Origin of the sequence: Streptomyces platensis, from assembly GCF_008704855.1 — a bacterium.
In the GTDB taxonomy this organism is placed as follows: domain Bacteria; phylum Actinomycetota; class Actinomycetes; order Streptomycetales; family Streptomycetaceae; genus Streptomyces; species Streptomyces platensis.
The window spans coordinates 1,950,030-1,973,283 of record NZ_CP023691.1 but is presented as its reverse complement, the minus strand read 5'-3'; the positions used below and the strand labels follow the sequence as shown (position 1 = coordinate 1,973,283).

21 protein-coding genes and 2 pseudogenes are annotated in these 23,254 nt (G+C 70.8%); 13 read left to right on the top strand and 10 right to left on the bottom strand.

Going from position 1 to position 23,254, the window contains the following annotated elements; translation table 11 throughout:
• The first annotated feature begins 35 nt into the window (after positions 1 to 35).
• The 3 genes from CP981_RS08515 (at position 36) to CP981_RS08505 (ending at position 3,372) form a co-directional block, all read left to right on the top strand.
• The gene (locus tag CP981_RS08515) at positions 36 to 1,007 is read left to right on the top strand and encodes a fumarylacetoacetate hydrolase family protein (RefSeq protein ID WP_208852913.1); all 972 of its coding nucleotides are present in this window, start codon (positions 36 to 38) and stop codon (positions 1,005 to 1,007) included.
• A gap of 42 nt (positions 1,008 to 1,049) precedes the next feature.
• Positions 1,050 to 1,844, top strand: a complete 795-nt coding sequence (locus tag CP981_RS08510) for a cyclase family protein (RefSeq protein ID WP_085924281.1) — start codon at positions 1,050 to 1,052, stop codon at positions 1,842 to 1,844.
• 343 nt (positions 1,845 to 2,187) lie between these two features.
• Entirely contained in the window at positions 2,188 to 3,372 is a 1,185-nt protein-coding gene (locus CP981_RS08505; RefSeq protein WP_085924282.1) for an MBL fold metallo-hydrolase, read from the top strand.
• 619 nt (positions 3,373 to 3,991) lie between these two features.
• Here the strand turns inward: CP981_RS08505 and CP981_RS08500 are convergent.
• Positions 3,992 to 4,822, bottom strand: a complete 831-nt coding sequence (locus CP981_RS08500; protein WP_085924283.1) for an SAM-dependent methyltransferase — start codon at positions 4,820 to 4,822, stop codon at positions 3,992 to 3,994.
• A gap of 219 nt (positions 4,823 to 5,041) precedes the next feature.
• Here CP981_RS08500 and CP981_RS08495 point away from each other — a divergent pair.
• Positions 5,042 to 5,168: pseudogene (locus CP981_RS08495) on the top strand (pirin family protein); the annotation flags it as partial.
• A gap of 98 nt (positions 5,169 to 5,266) precedes the next feature.
• Here CP981_RS08495 and CP981_RS08490 read toward each other — a convergent pair.
• From CP981_RS08490 to CP981_RS08475, 4 genes are all read right to left on the bottom strand, one after another.
• A complete protein-coding gene (locus tag CP981_RS08490; RefSeq protein WP_244329594.1) occupies positions 5,267 to 5,878 on the bottom strand; it encodes a hypothetical protein in 612 nt (203 codons plus the stop codon).
• Between the two features lie 278 nt (positions 5,879 to 6,156).
• Complete coding sequence (locus tag CP981_RS08485; protein ID WP_143658860.1) at positions 6,157 to 6,438, bottom strand: hypothetical protein; 282 nt, start codon at positions 6,436 to 6,438, stop codon at positions 6,157 to 6,159.
• Positions 6,439 to 6,648: 210 nt separating this feature from the next.
• The gene (locus CP981_RS08480; protein WP_085924286.1) at positions 6,649 to 7,596 is read right to left on the bottom strand and encodes a LysR family transcriptional regulator; all 948 of its coding nucleotides are present in this window, start codon (positions 7,594 to 7,596) and stop codon (positions 6,649 to 6,651) included.
• A gap of 196 nt (positions 7,597 to 7,792) precedes the next feature.
• Positions 7,793 to 8,905 (bottom strand): DUF5925 domain-containing protein, encoded by a 1,113-nt coding sequence (locus CP981_RS08475; protein ID WP_085924287.1) that lies wholly within the window; start codon positions 8,903 to 8,905, stop codon positions 7,793 to 7,795.
• A gap of 202 nt (positions 8,906 to 9,107) precedes the next feature.
• Here CP981_RS08475 and CP981_RS08470 point away from each other — a divergent pair, with 202 nt between their 5' ends.
• The 3 genes from CP981_RS08470 (at position 9,108) to CP981_RS08460 (ending at position 11,436) form a co-directional block, all read left to right on the top strand.
• Positions 9,108 to 9,818 carry a YoaK family protein gene (locus tag CP981_RS08470; protein WP_085924288.1) on the top strand — a complete coding sequence of 237 codons (711 nt, stop codon included), beginning with the start codon at positions 9,108 to 9,110 and terminating at the stop codon, positions 9,816 to 9,818.
• 276 nt (positions 9,819 to 10,094) lie between these two features.
• Positions 10,095 to 10,901, top strand: a complete 807-nt coding sequence (locus CP981_RS08465) for an SGNH/GDSL hydrolase family protein (RefSeq protein WP_085924289.1) — start codon at positions 10,095 to 10,097, stop codon at positions 10,899 to 10,901.
• Positions 10,902 to 11,172: 271 nt separating this feature from the next.
• Positions 11,173 to 11,436 (top strand): hypothetical protein, encoded by a 264-nt coding sequence (locus tag CP981_RS08460; RefSeq protein ID WP_085924290.1) that lies wholly within the window; start codon positions 11,173 to 11,175, stop codon positions 11,434 to 11,436.
• A 67-nt stretch (positions 11,437 to 11,503) separates the two neighbouring features.
• Here CP981_RS08460 and CP981_RS39130 read toward each other — a convergent pair whose 3' ends face one another.
• Both CP981_RS39130 and CP981_RS08455 read right to left on the bottom strand, forming a co-directional pair.
• A complete protein-coding gene (locus CP981_RS39130; RefSeq protein WP_280116698.1) occupies positions 11,504 to 11,632 on the bottom strand; it encodes a hypothetical protein in 129 nt (42 codons plus the stop codon).
• A gap of 115 nt (positions 11,633 to 11,747) precedes the next feature.
• Positions 11,748 to 12,998, bottom strand: coding sequence for a type ISP restriction/modification enzyme (locus CP981_RS08455; protein WP_085924291.1), 1,251 nt, complete (start codon positions 12,996 to 12,998; stop codon positions 11,748 to 11,750).
• Between the two features lie 218 nt (positions 12,999 to 13,216).
• Here CP981_RS08455 and CP981_RS08450 point away from each other — a divergent pair, with 218 nt between their 5' ends.
• The gene (locus CP981_RS08450; RefSeq protein ID WP_085924292.1) at positions 13,217 to 14,608 is read left to right on the top strand and encodes an MFS transporter; all 1,392 of its coding nucleotides are present in this window, start codon (positions 13,217 to 13,219) and stop codon (positions 14,606 to 14,608) included.
• A gap of 499 nt (positions 14,609 to 15,107) precedes the next feature.
• On the opposite strand, the gene CP981_RS08445 is transcribed toward CP981_RS08450, so the two are convergent.
• Together CP981_RS08445 and hmgA are read right to left on the bottom strand one after the other, a co-directional pair.
• Positions 15,108 to 15,854, bottom strand: a complete 747-nt coding sequence (locus CP981_RS08445) for a GntR family transcriptional regulator (RefSeq protein ID WP_085924293.1) — start codon at positions 15,852 to 15,854, stop codon at positions 15,108 to 15,110.
• A gap of 16 nt (positions 15,855 to 15,870) precedes the next feature.
• Positions 15,871 to 17,217: a homogentisate 1,2-dioxygenase gene (gene hmgA / locus CP981_RS08440; protein ID WP_085924294.1), complete on the bottom strand. Its 1,347-nt coding sequence runs from the start codon at positions 17,215 to 17,217 to the stop codon at positions 15,871 to 15,873.
• A gap of 138 nt (positions 17,218 to 17,355) precedes the next feature.
• Between hmgA and CP981_RS08435 the strand changes: the two genes are divergently transcribed.
• From CP981_RS08435 to CP981_RS08420, 4 genes and pseudogenes are all read left to right on the top strand, one after another.
• Entirely contained in the window at positions 17,356 to 18,012 is a 657-nt protein-coding gene (locus CP981_RS08435) for a TetR/AcrR family transcriptional regulator (RefSeq protein ID WP_085924295.1), read from the top strand.
• Between the two features lie 194 nt (positions 18,013 to 18,206).
• Positions 18,207 to 19,655 carry a CitMHS family transporter gene (locus CP981_RS08430; RefSeq protein ID WP_085924296.1) on the top strand — a complete coding sequence of 483 codons (1,449 nt, stop codon included), beginning with the start codon at positions 18,207 to 18,209 and terminating at the stop codon, positions 19,653 to 19,655.
• A pseudogene (locus tag CP981_RS38520) lies at positions 19,656 to 19,784 on the top strand (MFS transporter); the annotation flags it as partial.
• Positions 19,785 to 19,936: 152 nt separating this feature from the next.
• On the top strand, positions 19,937 to 20,836 hold the full coding sequence (locus tag CP981_RS08420) for an NAD(P)-dependent oxidoreductase (RefSeq protein WP_085924298.1): 900 nt from the start codon (positions 19,937 to 19,939) through the stop codon (positions 20,834 to 20,836).
• 77 nt (positions 20,837 to 20,913) lie between these two features.
• Here CP981_RS08420 and CP981_RS08415 read toward each other — a convergent pair whose 3' ends face one another.
• Positions 20,914 to 21,495, bottom strand: a complete 582-nt coding sequence (locus tag CP981_RS08415; protein WP_143658861.1) for a hypothetical protein — start codon at positions 21,493 to 21,495, stop codon at positions 20,914 to 20,916.
• Between the two features lie 343 nt (positions 21,496 to 21,838).
• Here CP981_RS08415 and CP981_RS08410 point away from each other — a divergent pair, with 343 nt between their 5' ends.
• Positions 21,839 to 23,236, top strand: a complete 1,398-nt coding sequence (locus CP981_RS08410) for an aldehyde dehydrogenase family protein (protein WP_085924300.1) — start codon at positions 21,839 to 21,841, stop codon at positions 23,234 to 23,236.
• Positions 23,237 to 23,254: the final 18 nt, after the last annotated feature.

Sequence of the window (23,254 nt, the reverse complement as noted above, 5' to 3'; positions counted from 1 at the left end):
CCTGTCTACCGAAAAGGCAATTCCTCATGCGACTGATGACGTTTCAGGACAGCGGGGGCGACCGGCTCGGCGCCCTGGTCGACGGCGATACCGTCGTCGTCGACCTCGCCGCCGCCGCCGACCCGAACCGGCCGGCGTTCGCGTCCATGCAGGCGCTGATCGATGCGGGCGAGCGCGGCCTCGCCGAGGCCCGCAAGCTCGTCGCCGACCACCCGGAGCACACGCGCCGCCCCGCCGGCTCGGTGACCTGGCGCTCGCCCCTGCCTCGGCCGGTACGGCTGCGCGACTGCGGGCTGTTCATCGAGCACCTCGCCCCGACGGGCAAGTCGATGGCGAAGCGGCAGGCGGCCTCGGCCGACGACCCGGAGGCGGAGCTGGCCCGCCTGCTCGCGAGCGGACGCTACGACGTGCCGAAGCTCGTGACCGAGCGCGTCTTGTACTACGGCGCCGATCACCTCTCCGTCAGCGGACCGGACGAGGTGATCAACTGTCCCTCCTACTCGGCACACCTGGACTACGAGCTCGAATGGGCCGCCGTCGTCGGGCGGACCGGCCGGGACATCACCCCGGACGACGCGCACTCCTACATCTTCGGCTACACGATCTTCAACGACTGGACGGCCCGTGACACACAGGCACTGATCGCGCAGGCCGGGTTCGGGGTCGGCGGCGACAGCAAGGACTTCGACGGCTCCACGACCCTGGGGCCGTGCATCGTCACAGCGGACGAGATCGCCGACCCGTACGCGCTGGAGATGAGTGCCTGGGTCAACGGCGTCGAGCGGTCCCGTGGCACCACCCGGCGCATGCACCACAGCTTCGAGTCCGCCGTCGTCCAGCTGAGCACCGGTAAGACAGTGTATGCGGGCGAGGTACTCGGCTCCGGAACCGTCCGCAGCGGTACCTCCTTTGAGAACGGCTGGCAGCTTGCCGACGGCGACGTCGTCGAGCTGGAGGTCGAGGGAATCGGGGTGCTGCGCAACCGGGTCCAGATCCCTGGCCGCTGACGCAGCACGACACCGCCAGAACACGAAAGAGGAGCCCGAGCCATGACCCATCTCGTCGATCTCACCAAGACGCTGGACGCCGCCGACCGTGCCAGGATCCCGGATTTTCTCGCCCCGATGGCCTCGGTGATCGCCCCCGAGATCAGCTACGAAACCCCTGACGCCGGCGGGCGCGACTCGATGATGCGCATGTTCGGCGTCGACGCCGACACCCTTCCCGACGGCGAGGGGTGGGCCGGGGAGAACATGAACGACATCTCGACGCACTGCGGCACGCACGTCGACGCCCCACTGCACAGCGGCCGAATCATCGCCGGCGCGCCGGCGCGCACCATCACCGACATCGGTCTCGACGAGCTGTTCCGGCCGGGCATGGTGCTCGACATGCGGCCGTGGGCGAAGCGCGGCCAGGCGTTCTCCGTCGACGAGCTCAAGGCAGCCATTGCCGCCGTGGGCCGGAACATCGCCGAAGGAGACGCCGTGCTGCTGCGCACCGGCCAGGAGGACTACACGCTGGAGGACAGCGACTACTTCAACCATGCCGGCATGTCCGGGGACGGGACGCGCTTCCTCACCGACCAGGGCGCGACGATCCTGGGCACCGACGCGGGCTGGGACCGGCCGTTTCCCGTGATGCGCAAGGCGTTCGAGGAGACCGGGAACCCGCAGGAGATCTGGGACGGGCACTACGCGATCAAGGACAAGGAAGCGTTCATCGTCCAACAGCTCACGAACCTGGGCGCCCTGCCGCCGACGGGATTCATGGTCGGGTTCTTCCCGCTGAAGATATGGAAGGCCAGCGCCGCACCCGCCCGGGTCGTCGCCTTCGTCGACTGACCGTGCGAACCGGGGGCGGACCGGGCAGGTCCGTCCTCGGTCCAGGGGCCTGAGCCCTTGCTCCGCCGGCAGCATGCCGCGAGTGATTCGAGGATCTGGTCGGCGGTCTTTCCCGACGTACGGCCGGGGGGCGTTCCAGAGCCTCGGCGCCGTGCAGGCCACTGCCGTCCCGGATACGGCCGGCCGGGAGTACTCCGCCGACTTCATCCGCGTCAGGAGCGGCTTCCTGGGGCCCACTGGCTGCCTCGTCACCCCGCACCTCGCCGGTCCCGCGGACGGTCCAGATCCGGCACTGTCTCCCCGATATCTCCCACACCCTCGACACCGCACGAAGGAGCAGCGCATGTGCGACCACGGAAAGTCCATGGAGCCGGAGGGCGAACACTCCGGCAACTCCCCGGCCGGGGGCCGCTGGCGGCGCCGCGACCTGCTGCGCGCCTCGGCCGTCGGCGGCGGCGCCCTGCTCGGCGGCGGCGCCTTGATCGGCGGCGGCGTCCTGCTCGGCGCGGCGCAGTCCGCACCGGCAGCGCACTCCGCCACCGTGCCGTCCGCCAAGCACGCGCAGCGGCAACGCGGCCTGGAATTGGTGCTCTTGGGCACCGCGGCCGGCCCCGTACCCGACCCGAAGCGCGCCGGCATTTCCTCGGCACTGATCGTCGACGGAGCGGTCTACCTGGTGGATGCCGGGCTCGGCGCCCCCCGCCAGTTCGCCGCGGCCGGGCTGGATCGCTCGGCACTGCGCAACATGTTCATCACTCACCTGCACGCCGACCACCTGATGTCGTACTACGACTTCTTCCTCACCGCGCCGGGCCGCCCGGCCCCGGTCACCGCGCACGGCCCCGGCCCGGCGGGAGCGCTCCCCCCTAAGGAACAGGGCTCCACGCCGGGCACGGTCGACCCGCGCGACCCGACCCCCGGGCTGAAGGACCACACCGAGGACTGCCACGCCGCCTTCGCCTACAGCAGCAACATCCTCATGCGCAGTGTCGGCTCGGCGGACCCACGCGACCTCGTGGACGTGCACGACATCGCGCTGCCGGCCGTGGGCGCGTCGGCGCTCGGCGACACCGCCCCGCGGATGCGGCCGTTTCCGGTCATGGAGGACAAGCGGGTCAAGGTCACTGCCACCCTCGTCCCGCACGGCCCGGTCTTCCCCTCCTTCGCCTTCCGCTTCGACACCGACCACGGCTCGGTCACCTTCTCCGGCGACACCCGCCCCACCCCCAACCTGGTCCAACTCGCCCACGACACCGACCTGCTGGTGCACGAGGCGGTGCCGGACGCCGCCATGCAGGCACCCGGCCTCACGGGCAGCCACAGTCGCGCCTCGCACACCGCACTCTCCCAGGTGGGCGGTATCGCCCAGCGCTGCGGCGCCCGCCGCCTGGTCCTCTCGCACATCGGCAGCGGCACTTCCCAGCCGATCGACTCCCCCCAGTGGACCCGCACCGTCAAGCAAACCTACGACGGCCCCGTCACCGTCGGCGCCGACCTCATGCGCTTCACCGTTACCGCCCGCTCCTGAGCTCGACCTCCATGGGGAAGGGACAGGCCGTCCACCGCTGCGCTGAGCGCCCTCTCCCGTCATAGGTCTCCGTGAGCCGGGTGATGACCTTGTCCTGGGTGGCGAATCCGGCTTCCTGGGTCTGAAAGAACTCGAGCCGGACGGGGCGCGACCGTCCTGGTGGCGCATCTCGCCTACCGGCGGCGGGTGAAAGCCGGAGAACTCATTCCGCGGGAGATTCCGGGGCCGCGGCACACTCACCGGACAAGAACCTCCCCCTCATTCCGGTCCCGGCGTGGTAAGCGCAGAAGAACGAGTGCCGGCCGGTACTGGTGAAGTGGAGCCGGATGCTGCCGTGTCGCCCGCCGTTGAGGTTGTCCATGCCGGAGCTGTCACGCCAAGAGGTGCCACGGCGAGCATGACGGCGACCGAGATCAGCACAGCCGCCATACGCAGGCTCACCCGGCGCCACCACGGACCGCCCGACGACCGAATCACCGCTGTGTCTCCACTCCCGCTGCCCCACGGCACCTTTTTGCCGTGGGAATCCTGCCTGGCGAAGTGCAGGGCGTACCGGCACCTCGCCCTCCACCGTCACGGGACAGGGCGATGGGGCCGGCTCAGCGGACGCCGTCGCAGCTCAGCGTCGTCGGTCGTCGGGTGCGGTGCGTGGGCCGGGCGTCCGGGCGACGGCCAGCAGCCGGCGGTGGGTGGGCGCGAAGGGGTGGCCGTCGTCACCCAGGAACTGCACATCGACGAAACCCGCTTCGCCCAGCCACTGTTCGAGTTCGCTCGGTTCGAGCATCCGCAGCGACCAGCGGCATTCGCGCAGGGCATGGTCGCGTACCACGGTGCGCCGGGATTCGAGCCGGCTCCGGGTCACGTCGTAGGTGACCTCGTCGAGCATGAAGTCGGAGCCCACCCGCTGCAACCCCAGCTGGGGCCGGCCGGCGCTCAGGGCCCGCTGCTGGGCCGGATTGAGAATGTCGAGGAGCAGCCGGCCTCCCGGGCGCAGGGCGGTACACAGATTGGCCAGAATCACCCGGCTGTCGGCATCGCTGCCGTAGCCGAAGGAGGTGAACCACACCAGCGCGGCGTCATAAGCACCCGCGGCCGTCAGCTCACGCAGGTCCGCGGTGTCGAAGTCGGCCGGCAGGCTCTCCCGGCCGGCTCGGGTACGGGCGGAGGCCACCAGCGCGGGATTGCGGTCGACGCCGTGCACGTCGATACCGCGACGGGCCAGCTCCAGGCCGATGCGTCCGTAGCCGCACGCCGCGTCCAGCACCCGCATGCCGGGTTCCAGCCTCCCGGCGCGTATCGCGAGGTCCGCTTCCTTCCCGTTGAACTGCGGATCATGACCGGAACTCATGAAGTACTCGTAGTCGGTGTCGAAGACCTCGTCCAGTTCCGTCTCCCGCATGCGCCCGCTGTCCGCGAGCGGTATCCGCCGTATGTCATCCGTCTGCTGCACCTTGCGTCTTCCCCTCGTCCGCTGGCCGGTACCCGCCGGGCCGTGGCACGTCGCCGTGCACGCCGGTCCCCGTCCGACAGATGTGCACCCGGCAGCGCCGCTCCACCGCTACGGCGGACTCCGACCAGCACTGTGGTGTCCGTCAACCGGACATGATCAAGCGCGAGGCTACTTCCTGCACCCCAACTGGCCGTAGATGAGGACCTTTTACAGGGGGCGGTGGCGAGGCGGGCGGACTGGACCACCGGCTCCCGCTTCGGCACCGTCCACGGCTACGAGGGGCGACCGACTGGCCGCGCCCGAACTACCGCCGGTGGCACTGAAGCCCCGGGGGAGGGTGCGGTGAGCTGCGGGTATGACTGAGGGGCGGGTTGTGGTGAGGGGTGCCCTCGCCCTCGACCGGACCGGGAAAGCCAGGCCCGATCGAGGGCAAGCGCACCCCTGTCACCCTTCCCCGACCCGCGCTCCGGCGGCGCGTGCCAGCGCCCGCGCCTCGGGGCTGACGCCGCGCTTGCGGGGGGACATCCGTGAGTCTGTCGCTTCCCGCTGGGCGACCCACAGGAGGTTCCGCGGCCCAGGGGTCGCTACGACGCCCACGTACCGGGGGTCACCGGCGAACCACGCTGACGTGACCTCACCGGACTTCATGGCGCGCACCCAGAAGTGCTGCCCGGTCCCGAGCAGACCGCCGTAACCGAGGCTCACGGATTTCTCCGGCCGCTCCGGGACCGGCACGACGAACTGCGTACTTCCCTTCTTCTTCGCTCTCACCTCGGCAATGTCCACCTGCCAGGGGTAGACGCGCAGTACCCGCCGGATTCCCCGCAGAGTGGTGACCGCGACCATCGCGAGCAGGGTGTACCAGATACCGACCCACAGCACCGGCAGCCACAGCACCAGCAGCCAGGTCGGCGTCATGACGACGGCGAAAAGCCATGTGGGGAAGCCCAGCAGCCACCCCAGCAGGGCAGCGCACCGGAACATCGCGGTGCGACGCCACGCCTGGCGGGTGGCCGGGTCCTCCCAGGCCGTCTTGTAGTGCACTGCTGACGTCACTTCTGTCCTCACCGGTCTCTGATCAGCCGAATACATCTCGTGCGGCGGCGACTTCCTGGGCTTCCGGAATCTGCTCGCGCAGTTGCGGCGGAGGCGGGTTATCGACACTCACCATCCGGGCAATGCCGCAAACATGTCACGGCGGCCCCGGCCCCGACCACCTCCTGCTGTGACGTGCTATCTGGAAACAGAGCGGCCCCGGAGCTGGTGCTCCGGGGCCGCCCGAGGTCATCCCTCGTCCGGTGGTCCGGTATCGGATTCCGGATCGGATAGGGGGCTCAGCGGTTGGTCCACAGGATCCACCGCACGGGGCCGTTCGCGCACTGGAATTCGTCCCAGTGGTGGCGCTGGACGCCTTCCTGCCCGGCCTCCGTGCAGCCCCCGCGGGTCCAGTACTTGCCGCGCAGTACCCAGCCCGGGGGCGCGTAGGCGGTGTCGGGCCGGGTGGCCTGGTGCGGCGTCCGGGTGGGTGGGGCAGAAGCCTGAGCGGTGCCCATGCCGAGGGTTCCGGTGAGTGCGAGGGCCGCGAGAAGGCCGACTGTAAGGCGGTGGCGGCTCATGTTATTCCCCTTGGTGTGTGCGGAGCTGATGACACTTCAGAGTGTGTCGGTCGATTCCTGTAGGCCACAAGAATTCTGCAATGCCATAGCTGTCGTGATTGATGCACCATTGGTTATGGAGAGTTCATGGGGAATGCCTGCGTGAGCACCTGGCGTGGCTGTGGTGACGTACCCGGGTAATCCGGAAGGCGCGATTGGCCGGGCGGCTGGTCAGGGAGGGGCGGTCCTAGCGATCTTTCGCATCAGGGCGACATGAGGGCGATCGCGATTTCTGGCGAACCAGGTGAGGGCCATCGTGCATGGTGGTGCATCCACCAGCTCTCGATAGACGATTCCCGGGCGTGGGTAGAAGTCGCGAGCTGAGGCGGGGAGGAACCCGATGGCCTGCTTTCGGGCGATCGCCTGAAGAACACCCTCGACGTCCACGGCCAACGGGCCGAAGCGGATGGGAATTCCGTTGGGGCGAGGATTGATGGCCCAGAAGTCCCGCCATATCTGGGGTGACTCCGGCGGCATGGTGACCATGGTGCGATCGGAGAGCTCGGCAAGGGTGAGGCGTTCCTGGACGGCCAGTGGATCACCGTCCGGCAGGCAGACCAGGCGAGGTTCTTCGGCCAGCTGGTGAGCCTGGATACCGGAAGGTGTCGGCGGGCGAAGAAAGGCCACGTCCACCTCGCCGCAGGCGAGAGCCTCGTACTGATTGATGAAGTTGAGGCTGCGCATCTCGATCGCCAAATGCGGCTGAAGCCGGTGCAGTTCGTCGAGGATGAGGCGGGTGTGGGGCATCGCCGGCTCGGCAGCGAGGGTGCCGACGACGATGCGGCCGGAATTCTCTCGTGATCGCACCTCGGCGACTTGGCGCAAGTTGGCCATGGCTTCCGTGACGGCACGGGCATGTGGCAGCAGAGCAAGCCCGGACGGGGTGAGCTCTACGATACGACTGGTGCGCTCGACCAGCTGGAGACCTAATCGCCGCTCCAGAACGCGGATCTGCTTGCTGAATGCCGGCTGCGACATGAAAAGCCGGGAAGCGGACCGCCCAAAATGTAACTCCTCGGCCAATATCATGAACAGGCGAAGTTGATGCACGCTCGGTTCGGAGCCGCTTCCGTTCGAACGGGCATGCGGGCGGAATTCCTCTTCGCCGTTTGCGGTCATGGAGAAACGCTATCGCCGCGTGAGCATCGGTTCCATACGGAAACCGGCACCGCCCCGCGCTGTCGGGGACCGGCTCGTACGAGCGGGCAGGTGGGCAGCGGCGCCTGGCATGCCCGGCCCCCGCGCCCCAAAGCTGGGACTCCCTTCTGCGTCCGCGCACAGGGCCGCCGGGTGCTGCGTACCCGTCAGCCGTAGCTCACAGATACAACCCCGCGTCCGCGCCCGAGTCCTGGGGTGGGACCGAGGCGGGGCGGGTGCCGCGGCGTAGGGCGTAGAGCTCGGCGAGGGTGGCGCCCTCGCGGCCGATGCCCTGGTCCGTGCCGAGCCAGTGGGTGGCTTCGGGGCGGGTCAGCGGGCCGACCTCGATACGGGCCAGGCAGCGGCCGGGGCGGACCACGGCCGGGTGCATGCGTTCCAGGTCCTCGTTGGTGGTCACTCCGACCAGGACGTTCCGGCCCTGGCCCAGCAGGCCGTCCGTCAGGTTGAGCAGCCGTGACAGGGCCTGGCCCGCGGCGTGCTTGGCCTCGCCGCGGATCAGTTCGTCGCAGTCCTCCAGGAGCAGCAGCCGCCAGCGGCCCTTGCCGGTGCTGTCGTCCTCGCCGATCGCGATGTCCATCAGATAGCCGACGTCGTTGAACAGCCGTTCCGGGTCCAGGACGCAGTCCACCTGGCACCAGTCCCGCCAGGAGCGGGCCAGGGTGCGCAGTGCGGAGGTCTTGCCCGTACCGGGCGGGCCGTGCAGCAACAGCAGCCGGCCGGAGATCTCCTCGGGTGCCACCTTCATCAGCCGGTCCATGGCGTCGGCCACCGGCGCGGTGTAGTTGGGGCGGATCTCCTCCCAGGTGCCCGCCGAGATCTGCCGGGAAGTACGGTGCGGCCCGCGGCGGGGGGAGAAGTACCAGAAGCCCATGGGGACGTTCTCCGGCTGTGGCTCCGGTTCGTCCTCCGCTCCGTCCGTGGCCTGTCCCAGCACCTTCTCGGCCAGCTCGTCGGTGACGGCGGTGACCGTGACATCGGCGCCGCGGTTCCAGCGGGAGACCAGCAGGGTGAAACCGTCGCCCTCGGCGAGGACGGCGCTGCGGTCCTCGTCCTTGGCCGAGCGCAGGACCCGGGCGCCCGGGGGCAGCAGGGTCAGGCCCGAGCGGACCCGGTCCATGGACCGGCTGCGGGCGTACGGCTGCTCCCCTGTGGCGAACCGGCCCAGGAAGAGCGCGTCGACGACATCGGCGGGCGAATCGCTGTCGTCCATGGTCAGCCGGAGCGGAAGGGACTCCTCGGCGGCGGACGGCTGGACGTGATCGGCACACATGCGGCCATGATCCGTCACGGCGGGCCACGACGTACACGGATTATCCCGGCGTTTCCCCGGAGCCGGGCGTGGCGGCCGAGGTCCGGGGCCGGTGGTGGCGGGCCGCCCACAGACGGCGCAATGACGGTCCGTCGGGCGGGGCGTCCGGAGACTGGGAGGACGTGCCGCGAGGTGAGGTGACCGCGGGAAGGAGGTCGCGTCCGTGGAGCCGCCGAGCGGAACCCCGCTGACGGTGGTCATGGTCTGTCTGACCGTGGCCACCGGGATGCTCGATGCCGTCAGCTTTCTGGCGCTCGGTCAGGTCTTCACCGCCACCCAGACCGGCAATCTGCTCTTCCTCGGCTTCGGTATCGCCGGGCAGGGCGGGCTCCCGGTGGTGGCGACGGCGATTTCGCTCGGCGCCTTCGCGCTGGGCGCGGTCCTCGGGGCGCGGATGGAGTCCCTTCTGGCCGCACGGGCCTCCCAGTGGTTTCCGGTGGCGCTGGCCGTGGAGGCGGCGCTGCTGCTCGCGGCCGCGGCGGCGGCCTGGGAGTCGGGGTCGGTCCCGGGGCTGCCGCAGGGCCGGCGCGATGTCGTCATCGGTCTGATGGCGGTGGCGATGGGCATGCGCAATGTCACCGCCATACGGGCCGCGCCGCCCGATCTCACCACGACCGTGGAGACCCGGGCGATGACGGCGCTGGTCAGCGCGTCGCCGCTGGGGCGGGACACGCGGCTGGGGTACGGCGGGCACAGCGCGGGCCGCCGGCTGCTCTCGGTCGGCTCGATGTTCGCCGGCGGTCTCCTCGGGGCCGGGCTGCTCGGTCTGGGGACCCGTCCGACGCTGGTGCTCCTGCTGGTGGCCGTCTTCGTCGCGGCCACCGCCTTTCTCGTGCCCGGCCTCGCCCGCCGTCGCCGCAGCAGTGAGGAGTGAGGAGTGAAGTGCGGAATGAGGCGTGGCACGGGCGGGGGCTGCTGTGGAGGGACCGTCATGAGGCGGTGCGGGCAGGGAGGGCGGGCCGAACGGACGCCTCGGGGCCTCTCCCGGAGCTCATCGGCACGTGGCGCCGCGGCGATGACATGGCGGTGAACATCCCCACACATCGCCAGATTTGCCGTGAACCGCAGACAACTTTTGGCATGGACACTTCCGACTACCCGTGAGTCTTGCTACGACAGATAGGGCAGAGCTCCTGCTAAGGGAGGTTCCATGAAACTGTCCCGATTCGCGGCCTTGACGTCCGCCTTCTTCGTCACCACGGCGCTCGCGCTCACCGGCGCGAGCGCCGCCGCGTCCGCCCAACTCCCCGCCGCCACGGGCTATGTGGCCCTCGGCGACTCCTACTCCTCCGGCGTCGGCGCCGGCAGCTACGACAGTGCCAGCGGCTCCTGCAAGCGCAGCACCAAGGCCTACCCGGCCCTATGGGCCGCCGCACACTCCCCCTCTTCCTTTCAGTTCACCGCCTGTTCGGGCGCCCGAACGGGTGATGTTCTCAGCGGGCAACTCGCGCCGCTCAGCGGCTCCACCGGCCTGGTGAGCATCTCCATCGGCGGCAATGACGCGGGATTCGCCGACACCATGACGACCTGTGCGCTCCAGGGCGAGAGCGCCTGTCTGGCCCGCGTCGCCCAGGCCAGGACCTACATCGACACCACCCTGCCCGGCCGGCTCGACCAGGTGTACGACGCCATCTCCCAGAAGGCCCCGGCCGCGCACGTGGTGGTCCTGGGCTACCCGCGCTTCTACAAGCTCCAAGGAACCTGTATCGCCGGTCTCTCCGAGAAGTCCCGCGCCGCCATCAACGCCGCCGCCGACCACATCAACGGTGTCACCGCCAAGCGGGCCGCCGACCACGGCTTCACCTTCGCCGATGTCAACGCCACCTTCTCCGGCCATGAGCTGTGCTCCGGCAGCGCCTGGCTGCACAGCGTGACCTTCCCCGTCCTGGAGTCCTACCACCCCACCGCCACCGGCCAGTCCGGCGGTTATCTGCCGGTCTTCGCCTCCGCTGCGTGACGCCCCGTACGCCGGGCGCCGGGGAGAGGCCGTGATCCCGGTCTCTCCTTGTGCGTTCCGGCGGTCCGTCAGGACCCCCGCACCACCCGCGCCGAAGTCCGACGGTTGCTCAACTCGCCCTGTTCCAAGCCTTGTACGTGACATTCCGTATGGTGTTCGTCAACGTCAGAGCGAGGCAGGTGAATCCGATGACCGGTCTGCACGCGTGTCCTCCAAGAGAGATAGGGTTACCCTGCCCGGGCCGGGGTGCCCTCATAGGGTGGGGAGAGTCATGGAACAGATAACAGTGCGTAGCAGGGCGCGAGTCCCTGCCATCACATGCGGGAGCGTCGCCACCAGTGCGCGTCTCGACCGCCATCTCGCGGTGTTGGGTGGCCCTGCCATCCCGCAGCGTGAGGTGGAGGGCGCGACGTCGCTGATGCAGGAGCTCACCGCGCGCGATCACTCGCGCACGAGGAACGGCCGCGGCGCCAGGGTGTCGCTGTTCGCACCGCTGCGCAGGCTGCGGCGCTCGCTGTTCGGCGGGCACGGCTGACCCGTTTCTGAAGCGGCATCTCGGGCGATCACACCGTCCCGGCGCGGCACTGCGGTCCGATCGCTCATCAGGCCGGCAGCGCCACCAGTACGTCGGTGTGTTCGCCGGGGTGGAATCCCTCGCCCCGGAGGTGCAGTGAGCCGCTCACTTCTTCGCCCGGCCCCGTCCCCGCCCGGCCGGTTGCAGCACTCCCCACCACCCGTCGCTCCTACCGCGACGGGTGGTTTGCTGTGCGCGGCCCCAGCGGCCCCAGCGGCCCCAGCGGCCCCAGCCCCAGCCGTCCCAGCACCCCGCGGTCGGATGTCCGGCGCTCACAGCAGCGCGAACTGCCCCTCCGGGCCCTCCTCGTGGTGGTCGAGCACGGAGGCCGGGCGGTGTGCGGAGACCGGCGCCGGGAGGATACCGGCCGCCCGTAGTTCCCCCGCCGTCAGTTGTGCGGCCGCCGCCGTCTTCCGCCGCAACTCCACGCACTCCGGGGCGAGTTCGGACAGCAGGGCCAGTACGGTGATCAGCTCCAGCAGCTCCGAGGTCCACTCCTGGGGCCAGCCGGCGGGGCGCAGCGCGGCCAGCGAACCGGGCTCGGGCGGTTCCGTGCCCGCGCCGGTGCGCTCGGCGTACCACGCCTCCAGGACCCGGACACCGCCCGCATGGAAGTCCCAGGCGCCCGGCGGCACCGGCGAGATCCGGCCGCTGCCGAGGAGCAGCGCCTGCTCCTCCGGGTCGTAGCCGAGGGCCTCGGGCAGTCCGCGGTCGGGCAGCGCGGAGCGCACATACGGGCGCCGGCCGCCCGGCATCCGGGGCCGCTCGCCCGTACGCCCGCCGTCGGCTCCGTGCCCATGGGCGCCCCGGGTACCGAGCCACAGCAGCCGGGCGCCGAGTGCGACGCCGCGGCCCCAGAGCTCCGGGTCGGTGGTGAGCGGGACCGTGCAGCCGTCGGGGGAGTGGTGGGCGCTCGCGGCGAGCCAGGCGAGCAGGTCCGTCGGGCCCGCCGGGCGGTCCAGGCGCCGCCCGAGCAGGGCGAGCAGGCCCGGGGCCATGTTCGGTTCCTGCCCGCCGGGCCGCCGGTAGAGGGGGCGGATCCGTCCGGGCCGGCCGGCCGGGGACCGTCCGTCCGGCAGCAGCGCCGAGCACAGTACGGCCGGGCCGGGCAGTTGCGGCACCTGCGGCCACTCGACCGCGAACAGCTGCCGGGCGTCCGCGACCCGCCACAGCTCCGGGCGCGCGCCGTCGAGCAGCCGGTGGTCGGGCAGCAGCCACTGCTGGTCGAACGGGCCGTGCAGGATCCGCACCGGTTCGGGGCACGGTCCGCTCGCCCGGTACAGCCGCCCGGTCGGGGTGGGCTGGCCCGGCAGCTGGCCGACGGCGGAGTGCAGGGTCCGGGCCCGGGACGGCCGGAACAGCCGCTCGCGTTCCGCCGCGTCCTCGGCGGCCACCAGCGCCGCCCAACGGGCCCGCAGGGTGGCCGGATCCGGCGCCCGCACCCAGGAGCGGCCGAGCCGCAGTGGCGCCACGGACCACGGCATGAGATCGGACAGCCGTGGCGCGTCCTGCTTCGCCGTCACGCGGAGCCCCTCCCGGACCGTTCGGTTGACCCGGGCATGGTATCCAGCGGCCCCGCGGCCGCACCGAATCCGCAGGCCGTACCACCCTTCCGGGACGGCACAGGCGGTCTTCCGCTTGCTGATCTTGACGGAGTACGGTCCTCGCCGTACGCCCGACCACGCGGTGCGGACCCGGCTCCGTCCCGCGCGCGCCGGGACCTGCTCAGGGGAGGACCGTCATGACGGACACCACCTCCTCCACGCCTGAACGGCGCGGGGGGACCCCCATCGGCGCCCGGGCCGCGGCCCGGCTGGACCGGCTGCCGCCGTCCCGGTGGCACCGCCGCCTCACCCTCATCGTCGGCATCGGCGCCTTCTTCGACCTCTACGAGATCTTCCTCGGCGGGGTGCTGGCCGCGGTCCTCGCCGACCAGTGGCACCTCGGGCACACCGCGAAGGCCTGGGTGATCGCCGCCGGTTTCCTCGGGATGTTCGTCGGCGCGAATGTGCTGTCGGTACTCGCCGACCGCTTCGGGCGGCGCCGGATGTTCCTGGTCAACCTCGCCGGGTACGCCCTCTTCTCACTGCTGTGCGCGGCCGCCCCGGACCTGTCCTGGCTGCTGGTGCTGCGCTTTCTGGCCGGTCTCGGGCTCGGCGGCGAACTCGTGCTGGTGGACACCTATCTCGCGGAGTTCCTGCCCAGGGCGGTACGGGGCCGCTATATCGCCTATGCGTACACCCTCGGCTTCGTCGGGGTCCCGGTCGCGGCGCTGCTGGGTGCCCGGCTGGTGGCCGCGCACCGGCTGTTCGGGATCGAGGGCTGGCGCTGGCTGCTGGTCGCCGGTGCGCTGGGGGCCGCGTTCCTCCAGCTGATGCGGCGCCGGCTCCCGGAGTCGCCACGGTGGCTCGTGGTGCAGGGGCGCGGTGCGGAGGCCGAACGGATCGTGGCCGGGCTGGAGGAACGGGTGGCCCGGGAGACCGGTGGCAGCCTGCCGTCCGTACCGGAGGCGGAGACCGTGCCGGAGCGGAAGGTGCCGCTGGCCGAGATGTTCCGGGGCGAGCAGCGGCGGCGCACCGTCATGTGGTGGATCTTCCAGGTGCTGCAGACCGTCGGCTACTACGGCTTCGGCTCACTGGCGCCGGTGGTGCTCACCGCGAAGGGCCACACCGTCACCGAGTCGCTGCTGTACGCGGCGCTCAGCTTCTGCGGCTATCCGCTCGGCTCCGCGCTGTCCATCCCGCTCATCGACCGGATCGAGCGCCGAACACTGATCATCGCCGCCGCGCTCGGTATCGCCGGCTGCGGACTGGCCTTCGGCTTCGCCACCGCCACCTGGGCCATCGTCACCTTCGGCTTCCTGCTGACGGTGTGCAGCAACGTCTTCTCCAACGCCTTCCACGTCTACCAGACCGAGCTCTTCCCGACCGGTCTGCGCAGCAGCGCGATCGGCATCGCCTACTCGCTGTCCCGCCTCACCTCGGTCGTGCTGCCGTTCATCGCCCTGAGCGTCCTGACCGCCCTGGGCCCGGCCGCGGTATTCACCGGCTCGGCGGCGCTGATGCTGCTCCTGTGCGTGGACGTAGCGCTGCTGGGGCCCCGGAGCACGGGGCGGAGCCTTGAGAGGATTTGAGGGCTTCCCACGTTTTCGGCTGTCCCGTCGTGTGGGACCTCGCCGTTCCGCTGCGCTTTGCCCTGGCCGATGTTTTCGGCTTGCTCGCCGTTGCGCCTGCGGCGGGCGTTGCCGCTGCGCGGGGCTGTTGGGGTGCGGTGACGGGTCTGCGCGGGTGGGGGTTTCCGGACTGCTTCGCTTTACGTCCGGAAACCCCCACCCGCGCAGACCCGTCCCCTCCCGTTGAGGGGTGGGAAAGACGGTCGGTGGGGGCGCATGTTGGTGGTCCGGTGCGCCTTGTTGGTCGCAGTGAATCTGGTTACGGCGGCCAGCCCCCACCCACCGTCACACTTCTCCCAACGGGAGGGGACGGGCCGGAGGGGCTGGTGTGTGGGACGTAAAGCGAAGCAGTCCCACACACCAGTCCCGGAGGTCCGTCACCGCACCCGACAACCACCTGGCCCGCCGCAGGCGCAACGGCGAGCAACCACCACGGCGGGAAAGCCAAAAACGTAGGACGCTACGCGTCCAGCGTCACCGTGAAGGAGAAGCGGTCCCCCCGATAGTGGATGCGGGCGACATCGACCGCGCGGCCGTCCTCGTCGTAGCTGACGCCCGTGTAGTGGAGGATCGGGCTGAGCAGCGGGACTTCGAGGAGCCGGGCGGTTTCCGGGTCGGCCAGGCGCGCCTCAACCGTGTCGGTGATCCGGCTGATCCGTACGCCCGCCGCGTCCCGCAGCACCTTCGTCATCGGCCAGCGGAGCAGATCCGCCGGGTCGATGGCCGCGGCGACCTCGGGGTGGACGTAGTTGCATGCGTGGTTGGTCGGCTCGCCGGTCTTCTCGTCGCTGCGCAGCCGGCGGAAGCCGGCCACCTCCGCCAGGTCCGGGAAGAACTCGGCCAGTTCGGACGGCACCGGGGTGGGGCCGTGTTCCAGCAGTTCGGTGCGCATCCCGGACTGCTGGGCCACGATGGCGTCCACGGAGCCCAGCAGCCGCACCGGCGCACCGCGCTGGGCGCTCGGTTCGATGAAGGTGCCGCGGCGCCGGTGCCGGCTGATCAGGCCCTCCGTCTCCAGCTCCTTGAGGGCCTGGCGCATGGTCAGCACGCTGACGCCGTAGTGCGCGGCGAGCGCGTCCTCGGTGGGCAGCCGAAGCGGCGCCTCCGGGGAGCGGCCCAGTATGGAGGCGCGCAGCGACTGCGAGACCTGATACCAGAGCGGCAGCTTGCGGTTCAGGGCGAGCGAGTCGGGAGCGAAGGTGGTCACGAGGCGTTCCCCGGTGTCACAGGCGGAAGTGGCGCTGGAGACCCTGCCATACGTCGTCGTAGCCGCGCTGAAGATGGCCGGCGTCCCGGGCCTGTTCGGTGAGCGTCAGCGGCCAGCGGGTCTCGAACATGAAGGCCAGACCGTCGTCGATCTTCTGCGGCCGCAGTTCGGCGGCGCTCGCCCGGTCGAAGGTCTCCCGGTCGGGCCCGTGCGCCGACATCATGTTGTGCAGCGAGCCGCCGCCCGGGACGAAGCCCTCCGCCTTGGCGTCGTAGGCGCCCTCGATCAGGCCCATGTACTCGGTCATCACATTGCGGTGGAAGTAGGGCGGCCGGAAGGTGTCCTCGCCGACCAGCCAGCGCGGCGCGAAGGCCACGAAGTCCACGCCCGCCAGCCCCGGGGTGTCGGAGGGGGAGGTGAGCACGGTGAAGATGGACGGGTCGGGGTGGTCGTAGCTGATCGAGCCGATGACATTGAAGCGGCGCAGGTCGTAGACGTACGGGACGTGGTTGCCGTGCCAGGCGACGACGTCCAGGGGGGAGTGGTCGTAGGTGGCCGTCCAGAGGTGGCCGCAGAACTTGTTGACGACCTCGACGGGGCCCTCGACGTCCTCGTAGGCGGCGACCGGGGCGCGGAAGTCCCGGGCGTTGGCCAGGCCGTTGGCACCGATCGGGCCGAGGTCGGGGAGCTGGAAGGGCCGGCCGTAGTTCTCGCAGACATAGCCGCGAGCTGTCGGGCTCTGCCCGTCGGAGGCAGCGTCCAGCAGCTCGACGCGGAAGCGGACGCCGCGCGGGATCAGCGCCACCTCGCCCGGTGCGGCGTGCAGCAGGCCGAGTTCGGTGCGCAGCAGCAGTCCGCCCCGTTCCGGCACGATCAGCAGCTCGCCGTCCGCGTTGCCGAACACCCGCCGTTCCATGGAGGTGTTGGCGTAGTAGAGGTGGACGGCCATACCGGTGCGCTGGGTGGCGTCGCCGTTGCCGCCCAGGGTCCACAGGCCGTCCAGGAAGTCGGTGGGCCCGGTGGGTTCGGGCAGCGGGTTCCAGCGCAGCCGGTTGGGGTCGGGGGTGCAGTCGGTGAACGGTGCCGAGCGGAGCGCGTGCCGCTCGGCCCGGACGAACGGCGGATGCGCGGCCGACGGGCGGATGCGGTAGAGCCAGGAGCGGAGGTTGTGGCCGCGCGGTTCGGTGAACGCCGACCCGCTGAGCTGCTCGGCGTACAGGCCGAGCGGTGCGCGCTGCGGGGAGTTGCGGCCCACCGGCAGCGCGCCCGGGACGGCCTCCGAGCTGTGCTCGTTGCCGAAGCCGGTCTGGTACGCCAGCCCCTCGGCCGTCTTCCTCGCCTGCTCGTTGCCCGTGCCTGCCATCGCGTGCTCCCGCCGCTCAAGGAATCCTATGCATGACCTTAGGATTGCGGTCGGGGGCCGTCAACGGAGGATCCCGGCCGCGTCGGCCGGATCGCGGCGCTCATGTACCGCCGCCCGTGAGGCGGGCAGGATGGTCGGGTGCCGCAGCCGACCCCCCACCCCGACCCGCCGCCCGCCGCCCTGCGCCGCGCCCCCGTCCAGCGGCGCAGTGCCCAGCGGCTGGCCAGAATCCTCGACGCCTGTGCCGAAGTGCTGGAGGAGAGCGGCTACGAGGACCTGAGCACCCGGGCCGTGGCCGGCCGCGCCGGCGTTCCGATCGGCTCCGTCTACCGCTTCTTCCCCAACAAGCGCGCCATGGCCGAGGCCCTCGCCCGGCGCAATCTCGACGCCTACGCGGACCGCATCACCGCCCGGCTGACCGCCCCGGCGCACACCCCGCTCCGGTGGCGCCATGCGATGGATGTGGTGGTCGACGAGTACCTCGCCATGAAGCGGACGGTGCCGGGCTTCGCCCTGGTGGAGTTCACCGTCCCCGCACCGAGCGCCTCCCGGCAGGCCAACTACGAGGTCGCCGACCGGCTGCTGGCGCTCTTCGCCGGCCCGCTCGGTCTGGACGCCGCCGACGAACGGCTGCGCACCGCCTTCCTGGTCGGCGTAGAGACCGCCGATGCGCTGCTTCAGCTCGCCTTCCGTACGGATCCGGCGGGCGACCCGGCCCTCGTGGCCGAGACCAAGCTGCTGCTGCGGGCCTATCTGGCGCGGTATCTCGACACGGCGGGCGCGGGGGAGGAGTGAGTGCCGACGGAGGGGCGGCGCGGGCCCGGTGTGCCGGTTGTGCGCATGACCGTCCGGTGAGATCCCTATTGACCTGGGGTTTTGCTCGTATTGCTCGCGCGTCAAGACCTTGTTAACAAAACTTTGCGGGACCTAACGTCGCCTGAACCGCCACCCCCGGCAGATGTTCAAGGGCGAACGTGAGGTAACCCCTAATGCTGACAATCCTCGGATTTGTCATGATCGCCGCCTTCCTGGTGCTGATCATGATGAAGAAGATGTCACCGATGGCAGCGCTGGTGCTGATTCCCGCGCTGTTCTGCGTCCTGGTCGGACAGGGCGCGCACTTGGGCGACTACGTCCTCAAGGGCATCGGCGACCTGGCCCCCACTGCCGCGATGCTGATGTTCGCCATCATCTACTTCGGGGTGATGATCGACGTCGGGCTCTTCGACCCGATCGTCCGCGGCATCCTGAAGTTCTGCAAGGCCGATCCGGTGCGGGTGGTGGTCGGTACGGCCCTGCTCGCCGCGATCGTCTCGCTCGACGGCGACGGCTCCACCACCTTCATGATCACCGTCTCGGCGCTCTACCCGCTCTACAAGCGGCTGAAGATGAGCCTCGTGGTGATGACCGGTGTCGCCGCCACCGCCAACGGCGTGATGAACACCCTCCCGTGGGGCGGCCCGACCGCCCGCGCCGCCACCGCGCTCAAGCTCGACGCCGGTGACATCTTCGTCCCGATGATCCCCGCCCTGGCCGTCGGCCTGGTCGCGGTCTTCGCCCTCGCGTACGTCCTCGGCCGGCGCGAGCGCAAGCGGCTCGGCGTGCTGACCCTCGGCGACACCGGGCAGGTGACCGAGACCGTGCCCGAGAGGGAGACCGAGCAGGTCCTGGTCGGCGCGGGTTCCGGCGGCACCGGCGGTGCCCCGGCCGAGGCGCGGCGCACCACCGGCGGCGCGGGCACCGGCTCCGACGACGAGCCGGCCGCCGGCTCCGGAGAGCCGGCCGACGACGACGGCCTCCAGGTCCTGGACCCGCAGCGCGCCACCCTGCGGCCCAAGCTCTACTGGTTCAACGCCGCGCTCACCCTCGCGCTGCTCACCCTGCTGATCCTTCAGACGCTGCCGATCCCGGTGCTCTTCCTGCTCGGCGCCGCCCTCGCGCTCACCGTCAACTTCCCGCACATGAAGGACCAGAAGGCCCGGGTCGCCGCGCACGCCGAGAACGTGCTCAACGTCTCCGGCATGGTCTTCGCCGCCGCCGTCTTCACCGGTGTGCTCACCGGCACCGGCATGGTCGAGCACATGGCCCGCTGGCTGGTCAGCGGCATCCCCGACGCGCTCGGCCCGCACATGGGCATCGTCACCGGCATCCTCAGCATCCCGCTGACCTACTTCATGTCCAACGACGGCTTCTACTTCGGCATCGTGCCGATCCTCGCCGAGGCCGGCGCCGCCCACGGGGTCGCGCCCATCGAGATCGCCCGCGCCTCCCTCGTCGGCCAGGCCCTGCACATGTCCAGCCCGCTCGTCCCCGCCGTCTACGTCCTCGTCGGGATGGCCAAGGTCGAGTTCGGCGACCACACCAAGTTCACCGTCAAATGGGCCGCGCTGACCTCCCTGGTGGTCCTGTGCGCCGGTGTGCTCTTCGGCATCCTCTAGATGACCGCCACCCACACCGCGGGGCCCGGCAGGAGTTGGCTGCTGCGCCTGGTCCTCACCTTCTCCTTCGCGCAAGGAGCGGTGAGCATGGCCAGGCCGGCCGTCTCCTACCGGGCCCTCGCCCTGGGCGATTGGGGTCTCCCCTGCTCGAACGGGACCGTAAGCCCTCCCCAAAGGACCGTAAGCAGACCCGAAGGGAACCATAAGCGCAGCTCGGCAGGGTGGTGTGCACAGCGGGCCGGGCAGTGGGCCGGGCCCGCGCAGCGGATGAGGAGCACACCATGAGCAGCACCCCGAACGACCCCCGCACCCCGGTGACCGTGCTCGGCCTCGGCGCCATGGGCAGCGCGCTGGCCGGCGCCTTCGTCCGGGCCGGGCACCCCACGACGGTCTGGAACCGTACGCCGGGCAAGGCCGATCCCCTGGTGGCGCGCGGTGCGGTCCGCGCGGACTCGGTGGCCGAGGCGGTGGCCGCCAGCTCGCTGGTGATCGTGTGTGTAGTGGACTACGCAGCGGCCCGGGAGATCCTGGACCCGGCCGGCCCCGGGCTCTCCGGACGGGTCCTGGTCAACCTGACCTCCGACACCCCGGAGCGCGCACGGTCCGCCGCCGCCTGGGCCGCCGGGCACGGCATCGACTACCTCGACGGCTCGGTCATGGTCCCGACGCCGGACATCGGCGAGCCCGGCGCGACGCTCCTCTACAGCGGCTCACGGCAGGCGTTCGAGACGTACGAGGAGACGCTGAAGGTGCTCGGCGGCCAGGCGACGTACCTCGGCGACGACCATGCCATGGCCGCGGTGTACGACCTCGCCCTGCTCGGCTTCTTCTTTCCCGCGATGGCCGGCCTGGTGCACGGCTTCGCGCTGGCAGGCGCCGAGGGCGTACCGGCCACGGAGTTCGCGCCGTTCACGGCGGCGATCGCCGGCATCCTGCCGCCGCTCGCCGCGGGCATGGCGCGGGATCTGGAGCGCGGCGTCTTCCCCGGCGACCAGGACAACATCGTGATGGAGGCCGCGGGCATCGCCCACATCATCGAGGCGTCCACGGACCGCGGCCTCAACACCGAGGTGCTCGACGCCGTCAAGGGCCTCGCCGACCGCACCATCGCCGCGGGCCACGGCAAGGCGGGCTTCGTCAGCATCATCGAGGAAATCCGCAAGCCGTCCGCCAAGGGGTGAGGGCGGGGCGCCTCTTCGGCCTTCGCCCTGTGCCGCGACCGGGTTCGACCGGCACCGGAGCACGAGGCCTCCCGCGTTCAGCCGCCGCAGCCGTCGATGTCGTCGTCACAGCCGTCCACGTCCTCCCGGGCGACGGTGTTGAGCCGCCACAGCACGAGGCCGGTGCCGGTCCGCACCGCGTCGACGCGGGCCGTGAAGGGGGCGCCCGGGGGGATGTTGAACTGATCGGCCTCAGGGTCCCCGCAGCCGATTCCGTAGGCCTGTTCCGTGCTGCCGCGAGTCAGTGTGAGGGTGACTTCCTGCACGCCGCTCGTGTCGCAGGTGAGGTCGAGGCGGTACCACCGCTTCCCGGGGGCCCGGAAGGTCCTGCGCACTCCGTCGGCGAGGAACGCGGACCCGGAGTCGGCGCGTTGTACTGTGCTGCCGTCCTCGTCGTAGGCGTCCAAAGCCCGCTCCGCGCGTTGCATGGCGTCGTCGGGCTCCCATGGCCTGCCGCGGTCCGGTGCCGAGGTCTTCGGTGCTTCAGGTGTCTTCGGAGCCTTTGCCGAAGCCGTGACCTGACCCGGGGTCGCTTTTTCCGCCTCGCCGGCGCAGCCGGAAAGGAGAAAGGCCATGGCGGCGCCGAGCGGGACGAGGTGGCGCGGACGGTGCAGACGCATGGGAACCTCAGGTATCCGTTTTCGCCGAGGTCCGGAGCCCTGAACGAGGCTCCCGCCCTCGGCGCGAGACGCCCGATAGTGACCCCACCGGCACAGTTCCGCAATGTGGAATGCTCGTTTTCGGACTGGCGGGGGAGGGGCGATGCGGACGGGGGGCCGGCCGGTGGGGCCGGTGTGCTGGACTGGGCTCCCGGGCCGCGAGCATGCTGGCGAGTCACGACCGCCCGAGGCGGTCTCTCGTGGCCACCGTCACCCCTCAGCAGGTGGCGGGTCCCTGGCGGCAGAAAACTACCGGCGCTAGTTTAGGGACGAGGACCATTAGCCGGCGCGGGAGGACCACGACGTGAAGCAGCACGACGCGATGTACATCGACGGAAGCTGGCGGCCCGCGGAGGGCGGCGGGGTGATCGAGGTCGTCAACCCGGCCGACGGGCGGGTCATCGGCACCGTCCCGGCCGGGTCCGCGCAGGATGTGGATGCTGCTGTGCGGGCCGCCCGCGCCGCTCTGCCGGGCTGGGCCGCGACCCCGCCCGAGGAGCGGGCGGACCGGCTGGCGGCGCTGCGCGATCAACTCGTCGCCCGTACCGGGGAGATCGCCGATACGGTCACCGCCGAGCTCGGCTCACCGCTCGCCTTCAGCACGGCGGTGCACGCCGGGGTGCCGGTCGCGGTCTGCGGTTCCTACGCCGAACTGGCCCGTACGTACTCCTTCGAGGAGACGATCGGCAACTCCACCGTGCTGCACGAACCGGTCGGCGTGGTCGGCGCGATCACGCCGTGGAACTACCCGCTCCACCAGATCGTCGCCAAGGTCGCCCCGGCGCTCGCGGCCGGCTGCACGGTGGTGCTCAAGCCCGCCGAGGACACCCCGCTGGTCGCCCAGCTCTTCGCGGAGTGCGTCGACGCGGCCGGGATACCCGCCGGGGTCTTCAACCTCGTCACCGGCCTCGGACCGGTCGCCGGGCAGGCGCTCGCCGAGCACGACGGGGTCGATCTGGTCTCCTTCACCGGCTCGACGGCCGTCGGCAAGCGGATCGGTGCCCTGGCGGGCGCCGCGGTCAAGCGGGTGGCGCTGGAGCTGGGCGGCAAGTCCGCCAATGTCATCCTGCCCGGCGCCGATCTGCCGAAGGCGGTCGCGGTCGGCGTCGCCAACGTCATGGCCAACTCCGGCCAGACATGCAGCGCCTGGACCCGGATGCTGGTCCACCGGGACCACTACGCCGAGGCGGTGGAGCTGGCGACGGCGGCCGCCGCGAAGTACGTCCCCGGCGAGAAGATCGGCCCGCTGGTCAACGCCGCCCAGCGGGACAGGGTGCGCGGCTATATCGAGCAGGGCATCGCCCAGGGGGCGCGGGTGGTGGCGGGCGGCCCGGAGGCACCTGACGCCGGCCCCGGCTACTACGTCGCGCCGACCGTCTTCGCGGACGTCACCCCGGAGATGACCATCGCCCAGGAGGAGATCTTCGGCCCGGTCCTGTCGATCCTGGAATACGAGGACGAGGACGACGCCGCCCGGATCGCCAACGACACCGTCTACGGCCTGGCCGGCGCGGTCTGGGCGGCCGACGACGCCGAGGCGATCGCGTTCGCCCGCCGTCTGCACACCGGGCAGGTCGACATCAACGGCGGCCGCTTCAACCCCCTCGCCCCGTTCGGCGGTTACAAGCAGTCCGGCATAGGCCGGGAACTGGGCCCGCACGGCCTGACCGAATATCTCCAGACCAAGTCCCTCCAGTTCTGATCCGTCCGGCCGGTGGGG